This window comes from Microbacterium sp. NFH-22A-Y (assembly GCF_021401375.1).
In the GTDB taxonomy this organism is placed as follows: domain Bacteria; phylum Actinomycetota; class Actinomycetes; order Actinomycetales; family Microbacteriaceae; genus Microbacterium; species Microbacterium hominis.
This window is the reverse complement of sequence record NZ_JACBGF010000003.1, coordinates 233,210-253,089: the sequence shown is the minus strand read 5'-3', so window position 1 is coordinate 253,089 and position 19,880 is coordinate 233,210. Positions and strand designations below refer to the sequence as shown.

At 71.3% G+C, this 19,880-nt stretch carries 16 protein-coding genes and 1 tRNA gene; 8 read left to right on the top strand and 9 right to left on the bottom strand.

The window, feature by feature from the left end; genetic code table 11:
- The first annotated feature begins 34 nt into the window (after positions 1-34).
- From L0965_RS12215 to L0965_RS12200, 4 genes are all read left to right on the top strand, one after another.
- Positions 35-110, top strand: a tRNA-His gene (locus L0965_RS12215).
- 25 nt (positions 111-135) lie between these two features.
- Positions 136-486, top strand: coding sequence for a metallopeptidase family protein (locus L0965_RS12210; RefSeq protein ID WP_101306257.1), 351 nt, complete (start codon positions 136-138; stop codon positions 484-486).
- Positions 483-767 carry an ATP-dependent Clp protease adapter ClpS gene (gene clpS / locus L0965_RS12205; RefSeq protein WP_060958584.1) on the top strand — a complete coding sequence of 95 codons (285 nt, stop codon included), beginning with the start codon at positions 483-485 and terminating at the stop codon, positions 765-767. The genes L0965_RS12210 and clpS overlap by 4 nt, the downstream gene beginning before the upstream one ends.
- Positions 764-1,255, top strand: a complete 492-nt coding sequence (locus L0965_RS12200) for a DUF2017 family protein (RefSeq protein WP_232783898.1) — start codon at positions 764-766, stop codon at positions 1,253-1,255. The genes clpS and L0965_RS12200 overlap by 4 nt, the downstream gene beginning before the upstream one ends.
- A 15-nt stretch (positions 1,256-1,270) precedes the next feature.
- Here the strand turns inward: L0965_RS12200 and L0965_RS12195 are convergent, their stop codons facing one another.
- Genes L0965_RS12195 through gatC form a run of 6 tightly spaced genes read right to left on the bottom strand, consistent with a single transcriptional unit; the run spans position 1,271 to position 6,828 of the window.
- The gene (locus L0965_RS12195; protein ID WP_101306256.1) at positions 1,271-1,861 is read right to left on the bottom strand and encodes a hypothetical protein; all 591 of its coding nucleotides are present in this window, start codon (positions 1,859-1,861) and stop codon (positions 1,271-1,273) included.
- Positions 1,845-2,165 (bottom strand): hypothetical protein, encoded by a 321-nt coding sequence (locus tag L0965_RS12190; RefSeq protein WP_060958511.1) that lies wholly within the window; start codon positions 2,163-2,165, stop codon positions 1,845-1,847. The genes L0965_RS12195 and L0965_RS12190 overlap by 17 nt, the downstream gene beginning before the upstream one ends.
- 22 nt (positions 2,166-2,187) lie before the next feature.
- Positions 2,188-3,447 carry a DNA polymerase IV gene (locus tag L0965_RS12185; RefSeq protein ID WP_101306255.1) on the bottom strand — a complete coding sequence of 420 codons (1,260 nt, stop codon included), beginning with the start codon at positions 3,445-3,447 and terminating at the stop codon, positions 2,188-2,190.
- 59 nt (positions 3,448-3,506) lie between these two features.
- Entirely contained in the window at positions 3,507-5,021 is a 1,515-nt protein-coding gene (gatB, locus tag L0965_RS12180; protein ID WP_061781792.1) for an Asp-tRNA(Asn)/Glu-tRNA(Gln) amidotransferase subunit GatB, read from the bottom strand.
- A complete protein-coding gene (gatA, locus tag L0965_RS12175; protein ID WP_060958508.1) occupies positions 5,021-6,532 on the bottom strand; it encodes an Asp-tRNA(Asn)/Glu-tRNA(Gln) amidotransferase subunit GatA in 1,512 nt (503 codons plus the stop codon). The genes gatB and gatA overlap by 1 nt, the downstream gene beginning before the upstream one ends.
- Entirely contained in the window at positions 6,529-6,828 is a 300-nt protein-coding gene (gene gatC, locus L0965_RS12170; RefSeq protein ID WP_060958507.1) for an Asp-tRNA(Asn)/Glu-tRNA(Gln) amidotransferase subunit GatC, read from the bottom strand. Before gatC ends, gatA begins: the two co-directional genes overlap by 4 nt.
- A gap of 68 nt (positions 6,829-6,896) precedes the next feature.
- On the opposite strand from gatC, the gene L0965_RS12165 reads away from it, so the two are divergent.
- A complete protein-coding gene (locus tag L0965_RS12165; RefSeq protein ID WP_101306254.1) occupies positions 6,897-8,615 on the top strand; it encodes a long-chain-fatty-acid--CoA ligase in 1,719 nt (572 codons plus the stop codon).
- Positions 8,616-8,621: 6 nt separating this feature from the next.
- On the opposite strand, the gene ligA is transcribed toward L0965_RS12165, so the two are convergent.
- The 3 genes from ligA to L0965_RS12150 form a co-directional block, all read right to left on the bottom strand.
- Entirely contained in the window at positions 8,622-10,949 is a 2,328-nt protein-coding gene (ligA, locus tag L0965_RS12160; protein ID WP_101306253.1) for an NAD-dependent DNA ligase LigA, read from the bottom strand.
- A gap of 155 nt (positions 10,950-11,104) precedes the next feature.
- Positions 11,105-12,196: a tRNA 2-thiouridine(34) synthase MnmA gene (mnmA, locus tag L0965_RS12155; RefSeq protein WP_101306252.1), complete on the bottom strand. Its 1,092-nt coding sequence runs from the start codon at positions 12,194-12,196 to the stop codon at positions 11,105-11,107.
- Between the two features lie 9 nt (positions 12,197-12,205).
- Positions 12,206-13,414, bottom strand: a complete 1,209-nt coding sequence (locus L0965_RS12150; RefSeq protein WP_101306251.1) for a cysteine desulfurase family protein — start codon at positions 13,412-13,414, stop codon at positions 12,206-12,208.
- Between the two features lie 54 nt (positions 13,415-13,468).
- Between L0965_RS12150 and glgX the strand changes: the two genes are divergently transcribed.
- From glgX to glgB, 3 genes are all read left to right on the top strand, one after another.
- On the top strand, positions 13,469-15,553 hold the full coding sequence (gene glgX / locus L0965_RS12145) for a glycogen debranching protein GlgX (RefSeq protein WP_101306250.1): 2,085 nt from the start codon (positions 13,469-13,471) through the stop codon (positions 15,551-15,553).
- A gap of 209 nt (positions 15,554-15,762) precedes the next feature.
- Complete coding sequence (locus L0965_RS12140) at positions 15,763-17,730, top strand: alpha-1,4-glucan--maltose-1-phosphate maltosyltransferase (protein ID WP_101307224.1); 1,968 nt, start codon at positions 15,763-15,765, stop codon at positions 17,728-17,730.
- On the top strand, positions 17,727-19,865 hold the full coding sequence (gene glgB, locus L0965_RS12135; protein ID WP_101306249.1) for a 1,4-alpha-glucan branching protein GlgB: 2,139 nt from the start codon (positions 17,727-17,729) through the stop codon (positions 19,863-19,865). Before L0965_RS12140 ends, glgB begins: the two co-directional genes overlap by 4 nt.
- The last annotated feature ends 15 nt before the right edge of the window (positions 19,866-19,880 follow it).

The following is a 19,880-nucleotide window of genomic DNA, read 5'->3' as shown; positions in this document are numbered from 1 at the left end:
TAGAATCGTCTGGTTGCCTGGAAGCAGGCACATGGTGGCTATAGCTCAGTTGGTAGAGCACCGCGTTGTGGTCGCGGGGGTCGCGGGTTCAAGCCCCGTTAGCCACCCCACTCACTTCCCTGTCGGGAGTCCCTCATGATCGATCTGGATGCCGACGGCTTCGACGAGCTCGTGTCCGACGAGATCGACCTGTTGCCGGATGACATGCTGGTCGGTCTCGACAACGTGGTCTTCGTCGTCGAGGATCGCCCGGAGGACGGCTCGCTGGACCTTCTCGGGCTCTACGACGGCCTCGCCCTGACCGAGCGCGACCGCTACGGCTCCGGCGAGCTCCCGGACCGCATCATCGTCTACCGGGAGCCCCATCTGCACGCCTGCGAGAGCATCGAAGAGTTGCGCGACGAGGTGCACACGACCCTCGTCCACGAGATCGCGCACTTCTACGGCATCGACGACGCCCGCCTGCACGAATTGGGGTGGGCGTGACGATCCCCCTGGAGGACCTCCGCCTCGACATCCGCTCGGAGACCGCGGGGCCGTGGCAGGCGGTCGTGTGGAACGACCCGGTGAACTTGATGAGCTACGTCGTCCACGTCTTTCGAACCTACTTCGGCTACTCCCGGGAGCGCGCGGAGCAGCTGATGCTCCTCGTCCACCACGAGGGGCACGCGGTCGTGGCGGAAGGCGCCCGCGAGCAGATGGAGCTCCACGTGCAGGCCATGCACGACTTCGGCCTGTGGGCCACCGTCCGACAGGCCGACTCGTGACGACGGCGGTGCGGATGGAGCTCTCGGCGCTCGAGGCCGCCCACCTCACCGACCTGATCGCGCAGTTCGCCCAGCTCCTGGCTCATGCGCTCGACGACGCGGACGATCCGGCGATCGCGCGGCTCGTGCCGGATGCGTACCGCGACGACCCGCAGGCGGCCGCGGAGTTCCGTCGCTTCACGCAGGACGACCTGCTCGACCGCCGCCGCGACGACGCGCAGACGGTGCTGACCTCGCTGCAGCGCGAGGGAACCGTCCTGCGCGCCGCCGACCTCGATCGCGTCGAGGCGGAGACCTCGTTCGTCGTCGAGCTGGATGCCGCCGCCGTCACCGCCTGGCTGCGCACGCTCACCGCGGTGCGCCTGGTCATGGCGACGCGCCTGGGGATCGTCTCGGATGACGATCAGGACGACGACGACCCCCGTTTCGGGGTCTACAACTGGCTGGGTATCCGTCTCGAAGGTCTGCTGCAGGCGCTGGAGGACTGACGGCGCTGCTGGCCGCTACGGCACGTCGACGCGGATGGTGGCCAGGTCGCGCGGATGGTGCGCGCACAGATGGGCCTCCTCCTGGCGAGCCCACCGCTGCCAGTGCGGCCGATAGGTGTCGCCGTCGCGAGCGAGCGCGCGATCGCGGCGGCCCGGTTCCGCCGACTCCAGCCAGAGCCGGACCGGCGCGAGAGGTGCGGAGGCGGGGGTCAGCACGCCCGACCCCTCCAGGATCAGCGGCACGAAGGCCGGGGTCACGACGCCGTCGCCGGGGGCGTCTCGCACCCAGTCCCAGCGGTTCCAGTGCGCGGCGCGCCCCGAGGCGAGAGGTTCCAGGATGCGGGTGCGCGCGATCTCGGCGCCCTCCGCCAGCCCGTCCCACCCCGGGTAGAGCTCGTCGAGCCCGATCATCGTCACCGGGCCCGCCCAGCGGGCGCGCACGCGCGCGGCGACCGTCGACTTCCCCGCGCCGGAGCGCCCGTCGATCAGCACGATGGGAAGGGCACCAGGAGGCAGCGCGACCACGGCCCGTTCGACGAGAGTCACCGCGTCGTCGAGGGCGGCGTCGACCTCGTCGCTGTGCGCGTGCTCAGCGCTTGAGTGCACGGATGATGCGGCTGAGCGTCCGCCCCGCGACCCACACGAAGGGGATCGCCACGGCCACCAACGACACCAGGTTCGGCTCGAAACGGAGGTCGTCGCCCTTGCGGATGTAGGCGCCGAGAGGAACGGCGAAACCTCCGCCTCCCCCGCCGTTGTTCCCGCTCTCGTCCTCGCCGGCGCCGAAGCCCGACCACGACAGAGCGACCGGGATGAGCCGGATGCCGTCGACGTCCTGCTGTTCGCCGTAGACGCTGTTCACGCCGAGCGCTGCGGACTGCTTGCCGAGTTCGAGTGCGAGATTGGGCATGGCTCCACCGTAGCCCGGAACGTCAGTCGGTGCGAGGCAGTCGCGGATTCGTCGGCAGCGCATTCACGTCGCGGCGCGGGCCGAGCACGCTGGCACGGGTGACGGCTCCCCCGCCGAAGCGCTGGCGCGCATCGTCGAGCGCTGCGTCGACGCGGCGCCACTCCGCGTCGTCGTCCCACAGGGGCAGCGCGCCGCCGTCGCCGCCGCGGAGCTTCTCGGCGCGCACGCCGATCAGCCGCACGGGCTGCGCCAGCTCGACCGCGTCGAAGAGGCCGATCGCGACGTCGCCGATGCGCTGGCCGACGTCCGACGGCTCCGCGAGCGTCTGTGAGCGCGAGAGCGTCGTGAAATCGGCGTAGCGCAGCTTCAGCGCGACGGTGCCCGCTCGCCATCCGCCGGCGCGAAGCCGGGAGGCGACGCGGTCGGACAGGCGCCGCAGTTCGCTGCGCAGGACGGCGGAGTCGGCCACGTCGTGCAGGAACGTCTCCTCGTGGCCGATGCTCTTCTCGACACGCTGGGTCTGGACGGCGCGGGGATCGATGCCGTGAGCCAACTGCCAGATCCGCTCGCCGCCGGCAGCGCCGAGGGCGCGATCGAGCACGCTGCGCGGCGCCGCGAGGATGTCGGACACCGTGCGCAGGCCCCGGCTCTCCAGAGCTTCCGCGGCCTTCGGGCCGACGCCCCACAGCGCGGACACGGGGAGTCCGGCGAGGAAGGCGGCCGTGTCCGGCTCGCTGACGATCAGCAGGCCGTCGGGTTTGGAACGCGTGGAGGCGATCTTCGCGACATGCTTGGTGGCCGCGACCCCCACGCTGCACACGAGACCGGTCTCGCTGCGCACCCGCGCCCTCAGCATCCGTGCGATCTCGCCGGGCGAGCCCCAGAGCCGCCGGGCGCCCGACACGTCGAGGAACGCCTCGTCGATGGACAGCGGCTCGACCAGCGGCGTGATGTCGTGGAAGATCGACATCACCTGGCGCGACAGGGCGGCGTACCTCTCGAAGTGCGGCGGGACGACGACCGCCTGCGGACACAGACGCAATGCCTGGGCGACCCCCATCGCCGAGCGCACGCCGAACCGTCGTGCCTCGTAGGAGGCGCTGGACACCACGCCTCGCCCCTCCATTCCGCCGACGATCAGCGGCTTTCCCGCGAGCGACGGATCGTCGAGCACCTCGACGGAGGCGTAGAAGGCATCCATGTCGACGTGGAGGATGCGGGTGCCGGTGTCATCCGCGCCGTCGGCGGAGACGATCCGTCCCGATCCGTCGCCACGTCCCATGAGTCCATTGTCGGTGACACCGCCGACACGGCGGCGTCACCGACACGAGGATGGCCGGGCTACTTCGCGGCGCGCTCGAGTACGAGCTCGCGGACGCGGGCAGCGTCCGCCTGACCCTTCATCGCCTTCATGACGGCGCCGATGACGGCGCCGGCGGCCTGGACCTTGCCGTCGCGGATCTTCTCGAGCACATCGGGCTGCGCCGTGAGCGCCTCATCGATCGCGGCGATCAGCGCGCCGTCGTCGGAGACGACGGCGAGGCCGCGGGCGTCGACGACCTCCTGCGGGGTCCCCTCCCCGGCGATGACGCCCTCGAGCACCTGGCGGGCGAGCTTGTCGGTGAGGGTCCCGGCGTCCACGAGCTGCTGCAGCGCGGCGACCGAGGCCGGCTCGACGAGCGAGGACGGCTCGACGCCCGACGCGTTCGCGAGGCGCGAGATCTCGCTCATCCACCACTTCCGCGCCGCGGCGGGAGACGCACCGGCGGCGACGGTCGCGTCGACCTCGGTGAGGAGCCCCGCATTCACGATCCCCTGGAAGTCGATGTCGGCGAAGCCCCAGTCCGCCTTCAGCCGGCGGCGGCGTGCGGCGGGCGGCTCCGGGAGGTCGGCGCGCAGCGACTCGATGAGCTCCGTGGACGGCGCCACCGGCAGCAGGTCGGGCTCCGGGAAGTAGCGGTAGTCGTCGGCATCCGACTTCGGCCGCCCCGGGGAGGTGGTACCGGTGTCCTCGTGCCAGTGACGCGTCTCCTGCGTGATGCTGCCACCCGCGGCCAGGATCGCGGCCTGGCGCTGGATCTCGTAGCGGACCGCGCGCTCGACGGAGCGCATGGAGTTGACGTTCTTCGTCTCCGTGCGGGTGCCGAGCTTCTCCTGGCCGCGCGGGCGCAGGGAGACGTTCGCGTCGCAGCGCAGGTTGCCGCGTTCCATGCGCGCTTCGGAGATGCCGAGCGACAGCACGATGTCGCGGATCGCCCGCACATAGGCGGCGGCGAGCTCCGGTGCGCGGTGCTCGGCGCCGAAGATCGGCTTGGTGACGATCTCCACGAGCGGCACGCCGGCACGGTTGTAGTCCACGAGCGAGTACTCGGCTCCCTGGATGCGCCCCGTGGAGCCTCCGACGTGCGTGAGCTTGCCGGCATCCTCCTCCATGTGGGCGCGTTCGATGGGCACCTCGAAGACGGTGCCGTCGGTGAGCTCGACCTCGACCTGCCCCTCGAAGGCGATCGGCTCGTCGTACTGCGAGATCTGATAGTTCTTGCCCAGGTCGGGGTAGAAGTAGTTCTTGCGCGCGAAGCGGCTCGACGGCGCGATCTGGCAGCCGAGCGCGAGACCCAGGCTGATCGAGAACCGCACGGCCGTCTCGTTGACGACCGGGAGCGATCCGGGCAGGCCCATGTCGACGGGTGCGACGAGCGTGTTCGGGGCGGCGTCGTGGTTCGACGCGTGAGCGGGGTTTCCCGCCGGAGAGAACATCTTGGTCTCGGTGTTCAGCTCGACGTGCACCTCGAAGCCGAGCACCGGCTCGTACAGCGTCAGGGCCTCGTCGAAGTCCATGAGTGCGGCCTTGGCCATCAGCGGTTTCCTCCCAGCAGCGGCGCGCGGTCCAGCAGCGGGCCGCCCCACGAATCGACGAGCAGCGCCTCGGCGGCAGCGCCCACACGGTACAGCCGGGCGTCCTCGCGTGCCGGCGCGATGAACTGGATGCCGACGGGCAGCCCGTCCTCCTCCGCCAGACCCGACGGGATGGAGATGCCCGGGACACCGGCCAGGTTGACCGGGATCGTGGTGACGTCGTTGAGGTACATCTGCAACGGGTCGTCGATCTTCTCGCCGAGCTTGAACGCGGTCGTCGGAGCCGACGGCGTCGCGATCACGTCGACCTGCGCGAACGCCGCGTCGAAGTCGCGTTGGATCAGCGTGCGGACCTTCTGCGCACTGCCGTAGTAGGCGTCGTAGTAACCCGCCGAGAGGGCGTAGGTGCCGAGGATGATGCGGCGCTTGACCTCGTCGCCGAACCCGGCGTCACGGGTCGCCGCCATGACGTCCTCGACGGTACCGCCGGGCACGTCCACGCGGAGGCCGAAGCGCACGGAGTCGAACTTCGCGAGGTTGCTCGACGCCTCCGCCGGCAGGATGAGGTAATACGCCGCCACGCCGTACTCGAAGTGGGGCGCGCTGATCTCCACGATCTCCGCACCCTGCCCTTCGAGGAGGGCGAGCGCGCTGCGGAACGACGCCGACACACCGGCCTGGAAGCCGCTGTCGGGCAGTTCGCGGATGACACCGATCTTGAGGCCCCGGAGCCCGGCGCCGGACGCGCCCTCGCGCGCCGCGGCGGCGAAGGACGGCCAGCTGTCGGTGAGCGACGTCGCGTCATGCGGGTCGTGGCCGCCGATGACGTCGTGCAGCAGTGCGGAGTCGAGCACCGTACGCGACACGGGGCCCACCTGGTCGAGGGACGAGGCGAGCGCGATCGCACCGAACCGGCTGACGCCGCCGTACGTCGGCTTCATCCCGACCGTTCCGGTGACGTGCGCGGGCTGGCGGATCGAGCCGCCGGTGTCGGACCCGAGCGCGATCGGCGCTTCGAACGCCGCCACGGCGGCGGCGGAGCCACCGCCCGATCCGCCCGGGATGCGCTCGAGGTCCCACGGGTTGTGGGTCGGGCCGTACGCCGAGTGCTCGGTGGAGGAGCCCATGGCGAACTCGTCCATGTTCGTCTTGCCGAGCGGAACCAGCCCGGCGGCACGCGAACGGGCGACCACGGTCGCGTCGTACGGCGACAGGAAGCCCTCGAGGATCTTGGACCCGCTGGTGGAGGGCATGTCCGTCGTGACGAGCACGTCCTTGATGGCCAACGGCACCCCGGCCAGCTCGCCGAGCGTCTCCCCCGCCGCCCGGCGACGGTCGATGTCGGCGGCGACGTCGAGCGCGTGGTCGCTCACGTGCAGGAACGCGTGCACGTCGCCGTCGACGGCGGCGATGCGGTCGAGGTGGGCGCGCGTGGCCTCCACGCTCGACACCTCGCCGGCGGCGAGCCGCGACGCGAGATCCGCGGCGGTCAGACGCGTCAGGTCGCTCACTGCTCCTCCCCCAGGATCGCCGTCACCCGGAAGCGCCCGTCGGCGGCATCCGGCGCATTCTGCAAGACCTGGTCGACCGTGAGCATCTCTCCGACCACGTCGGCGCGGAACACGTTCTCGAGCGGGATCGGGTGGCTGGTCGCGGGCACATCGGGGGTGGCCACTTCGGAGACCTTGGCGATGTTGTCGACGATGACGGAGAGCTGGCCCGTCAGGCGCTCCACCTCATGCTCGTCGAGCTGAATCCGGGCCAGAACGCCGAGATGGCGAACGAGTTCAGGGGTGATTTCAGACACCCGTCGATTCTAGTCGGCCCCTCTTCACCCCCTTCGACCGGGTTCTCACGGCCGCTAGGCTGACCGGCGTGAGCAGTGCGACCTCCTTCGACCCGCCCCGCCCCTGGATCGCGAGCTACGCCGCGGGGGTGCCCGACGATCTCGAGCCGGTCTCGGGCACGCTGCTCGACATCGTCGAGGCCTCGGCGCGCGACTACCCCGACGCACCCGCGCTGCAGTTCTTCGGACGCACCACCTCCTACCGCGAGCTCGTCGACGCCGTCGACCGCGTCGCCGCGGGGCTGCGCGAACGCGGCGTCGGCAAGGGTGACACCGTCGCCATCGTGCTGCCGAACTGCCCGCAGCACATCATCGCGTTCTACGCGATCCTGCGACTGGGCGCCATCGCCGTCGAGCACAACCCGCTGTACACCCCGCGTGAGCTGCGCAAGCAGTTCGAAGACCACGGGGCCACGACGGCGATCGTCTGGAGCAAGGTCGTCAAGCCCGTGCAGGAGTTCCCCGCCGACCTCGCGGTGTCCACCCTCATCAGCGTCGACATCACGACCGCCATGCCCGTCTCGCTCCGCCTCGCCCTGCATCTTCCGGTGGCCAAGGCTCGCCAGTCGCGGGCCGCGCTCACGGTGCGCACCACGGGAGCCACGCCGTGGGAGCATCTGACGCGCTCGGCGCCCCTGCCGGCATCCTTCCCAAAGCCCGCCACCGACGACGTCGCGATCATCCAGTACACGAGCGGTACGACCGGCACCCCCAAGGGCGCGGTCCTCACGCACCGCAACCTGCTCTCCAACGCGCGCCAGGCCCAGGCCTGGGTGCCGCAGATCACGCGCGGCAACGGATGCGTCGTCTACGCCGTGCTGCCGATGTTCCACGCCTACGGCCTCACGCTCTGCCTCACCTTCGCGATGTCGATGGGGGCCCGCCTCGTGCTGTTCCCCCGCTTCGAGCCGGCGATGGTCCTGGCGGTCACCAAGAAGCACCCGGCGACCTTCCTCCCGCTGGTTCCCCCCATCGCGGATCGCCTGCTCACGGCGGCGCGGGCGGAGGGCATCTCCCTGGCGGGCACCGAGGTCGCGATCTCGGGCGCGATGGCGCTTCCCCATGACCTCGTCGTGCCCTTCGAGGAGGCGACCGGCGGCTACCTCGTCGAAGGCTACGGACTGTCGGAGTGCTCGCCGGTGCTGATGGCGAACCCCGTCGCGGCCAACCGCAAGGCGGGCACCGTCGGACTCCCGCTTCCGGGCACCGAGTGCCGCGTGGTCGATCCCGACGAGCCGACGCGGGACGTCCCCGCGGGTGAGCGCGGAGAGCTGCTCGTCCGCGGCCCCCAGGTCTTCCAGGGCTACTACGGCAAGCCGGAGGCGACGGAGGCCGTGTTCGTGGACGGCTGGTTCCGCACCGGCGACATCGTCCAGATCGACGAGGACGGCTTCGTGCGCATCGTCGACCGGATCAAGGAGCTGATCATCACGGGCGGCTTCAACGTCGCGCCGACCGAGGTCGAGAACGCCCTGCGCCAGCATCCGCAGGTGGTCGATGCCGCCGTGGTGGGGCTGCCCAGTGCGCACTCCGGCGAGGAGGTCGTCGCCGCGGTCGTCCTGGATCCCGCCGCGACGGATGCCGACACGGAGGCGATCCGCACGTTCGTGCGCGGCATCCTCACGCCCTATAAGGTCCCGCGTCGCCTCTTCGTCGTCGACGAGCTTCCCACCTCGCTGATCGGCAAGGTCCTGCGGCGCCAGGTACGGGAGTCGCTGCTGGCCCTCACCCAGCCCGCGGAGGACTGAGCGTCGTCACCCGGCATCCGGGTCGAGGGCGTCCAGCGCGGCCGGGCCCTGTTCGACGAGGATGCGGAACTGCGCGGCGTCGATGATCCGCACGCCGAGCTCCTCGGCCTTGCCGAGCTTGGAGCCGGCGCCGGGGCCCGCCGCGACGAAGTCCGTTTTCTTCGACACGGATGACGCGGCCTTGCCGCCCGCCGCGATGATCGCCTCCTGAGCGCCCTCGCGCGTGTAGCCCTCGAGGGAGCCGGTGGCGACGACGGTGAGACCGTCGAGCACGCCGCCTGCGGCGGCCGCCGCACCCGGGCCGGGGTGCCCGGGGATCTCGAGCCGCGCTCCGGCGGCCTGCCAGCGGTCGACGATCTCGCGGTGCCAGTTGACCGCGAACCATTCGATGAGCGAGTCCGCGATGATGCCGCCGACGCCGTCGACCGCCGCGAGGTCATCGCGCGACGCCGCGCGGATGGCCGAGAGCGACCCGAACCACTGCGCCAGCGCGCGCGCCGCGACGGGGCCGACATGGCGGATGCTGAGGGCCACCAGGAAGCGCCACAGGTCCTTCGTCTTGGCCTTCTCCAGCTCTTCCAGCAACGTCAGCGCCTGGGCGGAGGGCTGCGGTCCGGTGAGGCCCTGCTTCTTCTCCGCCGCGGACGGCTGGCGTCGGAACGGGGACCGCGTCACGGGCGCGCCCGTCTCGTCGTCGAGCTTCGGCTCGCCGGTCTCGCTGTCGCGCACCACGACCTCGATCGGCACGAGCTGCGCGAGGGTCAGCTCGAACAGGCCGGCCTCGGTGGCGAGGGGCGGATCGGCCGGCACCGACGGCTGCGTGAGCGCGGCCGCGGTCACCTCGCCGAGCGCCTCGATGTCCAGCGCGCCGCGCGAGCCGATGTGCTCCACGCGCCCGCGCACCTGCGCGGGACAGGTGCGGGTGTTCGGGCAGCGCAGGTCGATGTCGCCCTCTTTCGCCGGGGCCAGCGTCGCTCCGCACTCGGGGCACTGCGTCGGCATAACGAAGGCGCGCTCACTGCCATCGCGGAGCTCGACGACGGGGCCGAGCACCTCCGGGATGACGTCGCCGGCTTTGCGCAGGACGACGGTGTCGCCGATCAGGACGCCTTTCGCGACGACGACCTCCTGGTTGTGCAGGGTGGCCTGACGGACGACGGAGCCGGCGACGCGCGCGGGCGCCATGACGGCGAACGGTGTCGCGCGACCGGTGCGGCCCACCGACACCACGATGTCGAGGAGCTTCGTGTTGACCTGCTCGGGAGGGTACTTGTAGGCGATGGCCCAGCGCGGGGCCCGGCTGGTCGCTCCGAGCTCGTCGTGCAGCGCCAGTTCGTCGACCTTGACGACGACGCCGTCGATCTCGTGCTCGACGTCGTGGCGATGCTCGCCGTAGTGCGCGACGAAGTCCACGACGCCGTCGATGTCGTCGGCGGTCCGGAAGTACGGGCTGGTCGGCAGCCCCCAGGCCGACAGCAGCGCATAGACCTCGCTCTGGGATGCGACCGGCGGGGCGGGCCAGGCGCCGATGCCGTGGACGAAGAGCCGGAGCGAGCTCAGTCGCGCATGCCCAGCCTCCCGCTCCATGCCGTTCTTCTTGTCGAGCTGCTGACGCAGTCCGCCGCTGGCCGCGTTGCGGGGGTTCGCGAAGGCCGGGAAGCGACGGGCTGCGCTGCGGGTGAGCTTCTCCTCGTCGCCGCCGCGCTCGCGGCCCTCCTCGATGACCCGCTCACGCAGACGCGCCTGCAGGGCGTTGAGCTCGTCGAACGCCGCGACGGGGATGTACACCTCGCCGCGGACCTCGACGAGGGGCGGGTGGCCCGTCCCCTCCAAACGAGCCGGGATGCCCGCGACCTGGAGCGCATTGACGGTGACGTCTTCGCCGACCCGACCGTCGCCGCGGGTCGCCGCCGACACGAGCACGCCGTGCTCGTACCGCAGATTGATGGCGAGACCGTCGATCTTCAGCTCCAGCAGCCAGCGCACGGGGCGCCCGGCCGCGGCCTGCGTCTTGGCGCACCACTCGCGCAGCTCCTCGGTGCTGAAGACGTTGTCGAGGCTCAGCATCCGCTCGGCATGCTCCACGGGCGCGAACATGGTGCTCTCCGCCGCCCCGACCGACAGCGTCGGCGAGTCCTGACCCTGCACCTCGGGGAACGCGCGCTCGACGGCCTCCAGTCGCTGCATCCACCCGTCGTACGTCGCGTCGTCGACGATCTCCGCGTCGCGGCCGTAGTAGGCATCCCGCGCTCCGACGATCAGGTCGGTGAGGCGCTGCGCCTCGCGATGCGCATCATCGAGACTCGTCGGAAGGGGTGCTGCGTGGTCCGTCACCCCGCCAGTGTAGGCGGCACCTCCGACATCCCCCGGACCGCGAGGGCGCCGGCGCTCGAGGCGACTTTCGGACGCCTCGAGCGCCCGAAACCCGCCCCGGCGCATGATCTGGCGCGCGAAGCGACCGAATCGCGACGGGATGCCGCGAGAGAGCGCTAGACGGGGACGGCGGAGACGGTGCGGTCGATCGTGAACTGCCCGATCACGCGGGTGCCGTCGTAGAGCACCGCGGTCTGGCCGGGCGCGACGCCGTCGAACGGCACCTCGGGCGTCACCGCCAGCATCCCGCCCTCGATCACGGCGCGGGCGGCCACCGGCTCGGCGTGGGCGCGGATCTGCACGTGGCACGCGAACGTCGTGGATGCCGGCGCGCGTCCCGTCCAGGTGACGCGCCCGCCCGAGATCTCCGCAGTCGCCAGCGCCTCCTTCGGGCCGACGACGACGGTGTTGCTGACCGGACGGACCTCCAGCACGAACCGCGGCTTGCCGTCCGCGGCGGGCGTGCCCAGCTGCAGACCGCGCCGCTGGCCGACGGTGTAGGCGTGGGCGCCCTCGTGGCTGCCGACGACGGCGCCGGTGCGATCGACGATGTCGCCCTGAGCGGTCCCCACCCGCTCGGCGAGCCACCCGCGGGTGTCGCCGTCGGGGATGAAGCAGATGTCGTGGCTGTCGGGCTTCTGCGCGACCGTCAGTCCGCGTGCCGCCGCCTCCGCCCGCACGACCGCCTTCGACGGCGTCGACCCAAGCGGGAAGTAGGTGTGCGCCAGCTGCTCGGCCGTCAGCACGCCGAGGACGTAGGACTGGTCCTTCGCCTCGTCGCTCGCGCGGTGCAACTCGCGTCCGCCGGGCCCGTCGACGAGCGTGGCGTAGTGTCCGGTGCAGACGGCGTCGAACCCGAGTTCCAGCGCCCGCTCGAGCAGCGCCGCGAACTTGATCTTCTCGTTGCAGCGCATGCAGGGGTTCGGGGTGCGGCCCGCGCGGTACTCGGCGACGAAGTCGTCGATCACGTCGTCGCGGAAGCGTTCGGAGAAGTCCCAGACGTAGAACGGGATGCCGAGGAGGTCGGCCGCGCGGCGGGCATCCATCGCGTCCTCGATCGTGCAGCACCCGCGGCTGCCCGTGCGCAGGGTGCCGCCGGCGCGCGACAGGGCCAGGTGCACGCCGACGACGTCGTGTCCCGCATCGACCGCGCGCGCCGCCGCGACGGCGGAGTCGACGCCGCCGCTCATCGCCGCAAGGATCCGCATCGTTCCAGTCTACGAGCGCCCCGGGACGGCGGCACCGGCGCTGCGCAGGCGTCCCGCTCCCGTCGCCCGGGCATAGGCCCCGGGGAGGGCGGAGAGGAGGGCATCGACGTCCGCCTCCGTGGACGTGCGCCCCAGGGTGAGCCGCAGCACGGAACGCGCGACCCGCTCGTCGCGACCGAGGGCGAGCACGACGTGCGACGGCTCTGCGACGCCGGCCTGGCAGGCCGAGCCGGTCGAGACCGAGATGCCGGCCTGATCGAGCAGGAACAGCATCGACTCCCCCGCCGCGCCCGGCAGGTGCACGTGCACGTTCCCCGCGATGCGGTGGTTGGCGTCGCCCAGGAGCTCCGCCTCCGGCACGGCCGCGCGGATGCCGGCGACCAGACGGTCGCCGAGCCGGCGCAGCCGGGCGGTCTCCTCGACGCGTTCCGACTCCGCCTCCTCCAGCGCGACCGCCAGCGCGGATGCTCCGGCGACGTCCGGCGTGCCGGAGCGCAGACCGCGCTGCTGGCCGCCGCCGTGCACGAGCGGCGAGAGCCGGGCGTGGCGGGAGACGACCAAGGCTCCCGTGCCGACGGGCGCGCCCACCTTGTGTCCAGAGATGCTGAGGGCGACCAGGCCGCCGGCACCGGACGCGTCGGCCCGCCACGCCGAGAACGACACCGGTACGTGGCCCAGGGCGCCGACCGCGTCGAGGTGCAGGGCGACGCCCGCGGCGGCGGCGGCACCGGCGAGGGCGGCGGCATCCTGGACGGTGCCGACCTCGTTGTTCGCGACGAGCGCGGTGGCGACGGCGGCGGGCTCGGGCGCCGTCAGGGCGTCGCGGAAGTCCTCCTGCCGGATGCGGCCGACGTCGTCGAGGCCGACGGGGCGCACCGCGGCCCCCTGCGATCGCAGCCAGCCGACCGCGTCCAGCGTCGCGTGGTGCTCGCCGTCGGGCAGGACGATCGCCCCCGTATCGGCCGGCCGCGCCCACCAGAGTCCCTTGAGCGCGAGGTTCACCGATTCGGTGCCGCCCGAGGTCAGCACGACCTCGATCGGGTCGCAGTCGAGCACCGCCGCGATCCTCTCGCGTGACCCCTCCAGCAGCCGACGGGCCGCCTGACCGGCACCGTGAACCGACGAGGCATTGCCGACGAGAGCGGATGCCGAGATCCACGCGTCGCGCGCCGAATCGCGCAGCGGCGCCGACGCCGCATGGTCGAAGTAGATCGACATGACGCTCCCGCACTCGTGACGACGCGGTCTCACCGCGTCACTACTCTAGAGCGCATGGCCAGCCCGAAGCCGTCCGAGACCGCACCCCCCGCCGCCTTCCTCGGTGCGCCGTACGACCGCCTGGGGGTGACGCTCGGCCCGGACGGCGGAACCCTCCGCGTCTGGGCGGAGGACGCGACCGCGATCGAGCTCGTCCTGTTCGACGGCGAGGACCTCGACTGGATCACCGCGAGCCTTCCGCTCGCGCCGACGGCCGGCGACGTGTGGGAGGTCACGACACCGGAACTGCGCGTCGGGGCCTGTTACGCGTTGCGCGTGAGCGGGCCCGCCGGCCCCGGCCAGACGTTCAACCCGGAGAGCCTGCTGATCGATCCGTACGCGCGGGGGCTCGTCCCGGTCCGCATCGGCCAGTGGCGTTCGGCCGTCGTCGACCGGGACTTCGACTGGCAGGGCGTCGGGCGACCCGCGGTCCCGCTGGATCGGACCGTGATCTACGAGGCCCACGTGAAGGGCCTCACCAAGCGGCATCCGGACATCCCGCCGGCGCTGCACGGCACGTACGCCGGTCTCGGTCACCCCGCAATGATCGCCCACCTGACCGCGCTCGGCGTGACCGCCGTCGAGCTGCTGCCGATCCACGCCTTCGAGACCGAGCCGCGCCTGCTCAACCAGGGGCTGACGAACTACTGGGGCTACAACACGCTCAACTTCTTCACCCCCCACGCCGCGTACGCGACGGCGGAGGCGATCGCCGCCGGCCCGGACGCCGTGCTCCGCGAGGTGAAGACGATGGTGCGCGATCTGCACGCCGCGGGCATCGAGGTGATCCTCGACGTCGTCTACAACCACACCTCCGAACTGGGGCTCGGCGGACCGCGCTCGAGTCTGCGCGGCATCGACAACCGCGGCTACTACCGCCAGCAGGAGGACGGCGCCTACATCGACGTCACCGGCTGCGGCAACGCGGTGAACACCGCGACGGATGCCGCCGCCCGCCTCGTCCTGGACTCGTTGCGGTACTGGGCGCAAGAAGTGCAGATCGACGGGTTCCGCTTCGACCTCGCGGTCACGCTGGGGCGCGACGCACAGAACACGTTCGATCCTCGGCATCCGCTGCTGCGCGCGATCGTGGAAGACCCCGCCCTGGCGGGCCTGAAGATGATCGCCGAGCCCTGGGACGTGGGCATGGGCGGCTGGCAGACCGGCAACTTCGGCGCCGGCTGGTCGGAGTGGAACGACCGCTACCGCGACCGGGTGCGCAACTTCTGGCTCAGCGACGTCGACTACGCGCGCCGGGCCGCGATCTCGCCGGTCGGCGTGGGAGGGTTCGCGACGCGGCTGGCGGGATCGTCCAACACCTTCAGCGCGGAGCGCGGGCCGCTGGCGAGCGTGAACTTCGTGACCGCCCACGACGGATTCACCCTCCGCGATCTCGTCTCGTACGACGTCAAGCACAATCTCGGCAACGGCGAGCAGAACCGCGACGGCGCCGACACCAACCGGTCCTTCAACCACGGTGCGGAGGGACCGACCGACGACGAGGCCATCCTCGCGACGCGCCGGAAGGCGATGCGCAACCTGATCGGGACGCTCCTGCTGTCGGCCGGCGTGCCCATGATCACCGCCGGCGACGAGTTCGGGCGCTCCCAGCGCGGCAACAACAACGCCTACTGCCACGACTCGCCCCTGACCTGGCTGAACTGGGAGCACGCCGCGTGGCAGGAGGATCTCCTCGCCCATGTACGACGACTGGTGCACCTGCGACGGGAGAACCCGGCCCTGCGTCCGCGCCGCTTCGCGCGCGACGCGCACGTGGTGCCCAGCGCGTCGGTCATCGACTGGTACGACGAGAACGGCGAGACCATGTCGATCGAGCGGTGGACCGACCCGGCGCACCGCACCCTGCAGTACGACGCCGCCTCCACGCCGGAGGAGGAGGCACCCAACCGCATCCTGCTCGTCGTGCACGGCACCGAACGCGCCATCGACGTCACCCTGCCCCGCATCGACGGGATCACGGGGTACGTGTCGCTGTGGTCGAGCGTGCCCGACCGTCCCGACACCACGGAGCCGGTGTTCGCGCCGGGCGACGTCGTGACGCTGCCCGGCACGGCACTGCACCTGTTCCGCGCACGATGAGCCGGACCCGCGGGCAGATGGTGTCCGCCGCTGCGCTTCGGCGGTAGGTTCGAGACGTGGCATCGACGACGCGCTCCGTTCCTTCCGACCTCCCCCGCGCGACGACGCCGCCCCCGCGCACGGCGCCCCTGCGCAGCGCGGCGCCCCTGCCGGTCCGCCCGGCCGTGCCGTGGCGCGCCGTCGCCGACACGCGCACCGGACGCATCCCGATGGCCGGCGCCCACCCCTCCGTCCCCGACGGTCTCTTCCGGCCGTCCGCCTTCGCGGGCGAGGCGGTGCCGTTCGTGGTCACCGCCTTCCGCGAGGGGCACGATCTCATCGGCGTCCACGTGCGGCTCTTCTCCCCCGCGGGCGACGAGTCGCTGCACCGGCTGGAGCCCGTGGGCGACGGCTTCGACCGCTGGAGCGTGCAGCTGGCGCCCGTCGAGGAGGGGGTGTGGCGGTTCCGGTTCGAAGCGTTCGCGGACGACTTCGCGACGTGGGAGCACGCCGCCGCCCTGAAGATCGCGGCGGGTGTCGATGCCCCGCTCATGCGCGAGGCGGGCGCGCGTCTGCTCACCTCCGCCGCCGCGGAGAAGGACCGTCCGGCGGCGGAGCGGCGCGCGCTGACGGCGGCGGCCGCGGCGCTGCGCGACGGGGACGTCACGGACGAGTCGGCTCTCGTCGTGGTGCGCGATCCGGCGCTCGCGTCCTTCTTCCGCGCACGACCCGTGCAGTCCCTCCTCACGGTGGGGGCCGAGCAGGAGCTCCTCGTGGAGCGGGAGCGCGCCGGTGTGGGCGCCTGGTACGAGTTCTTCCCGCGCTCGGAGGGCGCCAAGCGGCTCAAGGACGGCACGATCCGCAGCGGCACCTTCCGCACGGCCGCCAAGCGGCTCCCCGCGGTCTCCGCGATGGGCTTCGACGTGCTCTACCTCCCCCCGATCCACCCGATCGGCGAGAGGAACCGCAAGGGCCCCAACAACACGCTCACGGCCGGCCCGGGAGACCCCGGCTCGCCCTGGGCGATCGGATCCGCGGCGGGCGGGCACGACACCGTGCACCCCGATCTCGGCACCCTCGCCGATTTCCGCGCCTTCGTCCGTGCCGCGCGCGCGGAGGGCCTGGAGATCGCCCTCGACCTCGCGCTGCAGGCCGCTCCCGACCACCCGTGGGTGGCCGCTCACCCCGAGTGGTTCACGACCCTGCCCGACGGCTCGATCGCGTACGCCGAGAACCCGCCGAAGAAGTATCAGGACATCTACCCGATCAACTTCGACAACGACCCCGAGGGCATCCGCGCCGAGGTGCTGCGCATCGTCCGGCACTGGATCGCGCAGGGCGTGAAGATCTTCCGCGTCGACAACCCCCACACCAAGCCGTTGCAGTTCTGGGAATGGCTCATCGCGACGGTCAACGCGGAGCACCCCGACGTCGTCTTCCTCGCCGAGGCGTTCACCCGGCCGGCCCCGCTGCAGGCCCTCGCGCAGGCGGGTTTCCAGCAGAGCTACTCCTACTTCACGTGGCGCAACACCAAGGCCGAGCTCGAGGAGTTCTTCCGCTGGATCTCGCAGGACACGGCGGACTTCATGCGTCCCAACCTGTTCGTCAACACGCCCGACATCCTCACCGAGTACCTCCAGTACGGCGGCCGGCCGGCGTACAAGATCCGTGCGGCCCTGGCCGCCACCGCCGGCGCCTCGTACGGGGTGTACGCCGGCTACGAGCTCATCGAGAACGTCGCGCGGCCGGGGTCCGAGGAGAACATCGACAACGAGAAGTACGAGTACAAGCTGCGCGACTGGGATGCCGCGGCATCCGCCGGGGTCTCGCTCGCTCCCTACCTCACGCGGCTCAACGAGATCCGCAGGGCGCACCCGTCGCTTCGTCAGCTGCGCGACCTCAGCATCCACTGGAGCGACGACGACGCCATCCTGGTGTACGTCAAGCACCTGCCCGCCGCCCTGAGCGAGACCGGACGGGCCGACACGATCATCGTCGTGGCCAACGTCGATCCGCACTCCACGCGGCAGACGACCGTCCACATCGACAGTTCCGTCTTCGGGGTGACGCCCGGCAGCGACTACGTCGTGGAGGACCTCGTCACGGGCGCCACCTGGACGTGGAACCGGGACAACTTCGTCCGACTGGACGCGTTCGACGAACCCGTCCACATCCTGCACGTAAAGGAGTCCCGATGAGCGACGTATCCGACGAGGTGCTCGACACCGTCGCCACCGGCTCCTACCACGCACCGCACGACGTCCTGGGCCCGCACCGCCGCGCCAACGGCACCTGGGTGATCCGCGCCCGGCGCCCGATGGCGTCGTCGGTCACGGCGGTCACCGACGAGGGCGTCCGCATCCCCCTGGACCATGTGCGCTCCGGCATCTGGGAAGGCTCCGCCGCGGAGCAGCCGCGCGCCTACGAGATCGTCGCCGCGTACGACGGTGCGCCGGACTTCCGCGCCGACGACCCCTATCGCCACCTCCCCACCCTCGGCGACGTCGATCGCCACCTCATCGCGGAAGGCCGACACGAACAGCTCTGGCAGGCGCTCGGCGCCCACGTCCGCCACTACGACGGCGTCGCCGGCGTGTCCTTCGCCGTCTGGGCGCCCAACGCGCGCGCGGTCCGCGTCGTCGGAGACTTCAACGCGTGGGACGGTCAGGGCCACGCGCTGCGCAGCCTGGGATCGAGCGGTGTCTGGGAGCTGTTCGTGCCGGGGCTCGGCGCCGGCACGGTGTACAAGTACGAGATCCTGACGCGGCACGGCGGCTGGATCCTGAAGGCCGACCCGATGGCCCAACGCGCGGAGGTCCCGCCGGCGACGGGGTCGATCGTCACCGAGAGCGCGCACACGTGGGGCGACGGCGCATGGATGAGCGCCCGCGCCGAGCGCGACGTCCTCGCGCAGCCGATGTCCACCTACGAGCTCCACCTCGGATCGTGGCGGCCCGGTCTCGGCTACCGCGACGCGGCGGAGCCCCTGATCGACTACCTCACGGAGGTCGGCTACACGCACGTCGAGTTCCTGCCGCTGGCGGAGCACCCGTTCGGCGGGTCCTGGGGCTACCAGGTGAGCGGCTACTACGCGCCGACCAGCCGCTTCGGAAGCCCCGACGACCTCCGCTACCTGATCGACCGTCTGCACCAGGCCGGCTTCGGCGTGATCATGGACTGGGTGCCGGGACACTTCCCCAAGGACGCCTTCGCCCTCGCCCGCTTCGACGGCGACCCCCTCTACGAGCACCCGGACCCGCGGCGTGGCGAGCACAAGGACTGGGGCACGCTGATCTTCGACTACGGCCGCAACGAGGTGCGCAACTTCCTCGTCGCGAACGCGCTGTACTGGTTGGAGGAGTTCCACGTCGACGGTCTCCGCGTGGATGCCGTGGCCTCCATGCTCTACCTCGACTACTCGCGCGAAGAAGGCCAGTGGGAGCCGAACATCTACGGCGGCCGGGAGAACCTGGAGGCCATCCGGTTCCTGCAAGAGGTGAACGCGACGGCCTACAAGCGCTACCCGGGCATCGCGATGATCGCGGAGGAGTCGACGAGCTACCCCGGCGTGACGGCCCCGACCAGCACCGGAGGGCTCGGTTTCGGCTTCAAGTGGAACATGGGCTGGATGAACGACTCCCTGGAGTACATCAAGCGCGACCCCATGTACCGCGCGCATCACGAGGGCGAGCTGTCGTTCTCGTTCGTCTACGCGTTCAGCGAGCACTTCATCCTCCCCATCAGCCACGACGAGGTCGTGCACGGCAAGGGCACGCTGTTCACCCGGATGCCGGGCGATCACTGGCAGAAGCTGGCGAACACCCGCGCCTTCCTCGCCTACATGTGGGGGCACCCGGGTAAGCAGCTGCTGTTCATGGGCCAGGATTTCGGCCAGCTCTCCGAGTGGTCGGAGGGACGCGGCCTCGACTGGTGGATGCTCGATCAGCCGCCGCACCGCCGGCTGCTCGACTTCGTCGGCGCGCTGAACCGCGTCTACCGGGAGAATCCCCCCCTGTGGGCCCGCGACAGCGACGGCTCGGCGTTCTCGCGCATCGGCGCTCCGACCTGGAACCCGAACGTGATCGCCTTCACGCGCTACGACCACGAGGGCAACGCCGTCGCCGTGGTATGCAACTTCTCCGGCGTGCCGCTGCACGACTACGCGCTGGATCTTCCTGCGGGCGGCGAGTGGACCGAGCTGCTCAACTCGGATGCCGAGGCGTACGGCGGCTCCGGCGTCGGCAACCTCGGAACGGTGCACGCCGACGGCAACGGGCGCGCGACCCTCGTGCTGCCGCCGCTGGGCGTGCTCTGGCTCGGCCGATCCGCCTAGAGCGGCGGTATGGCG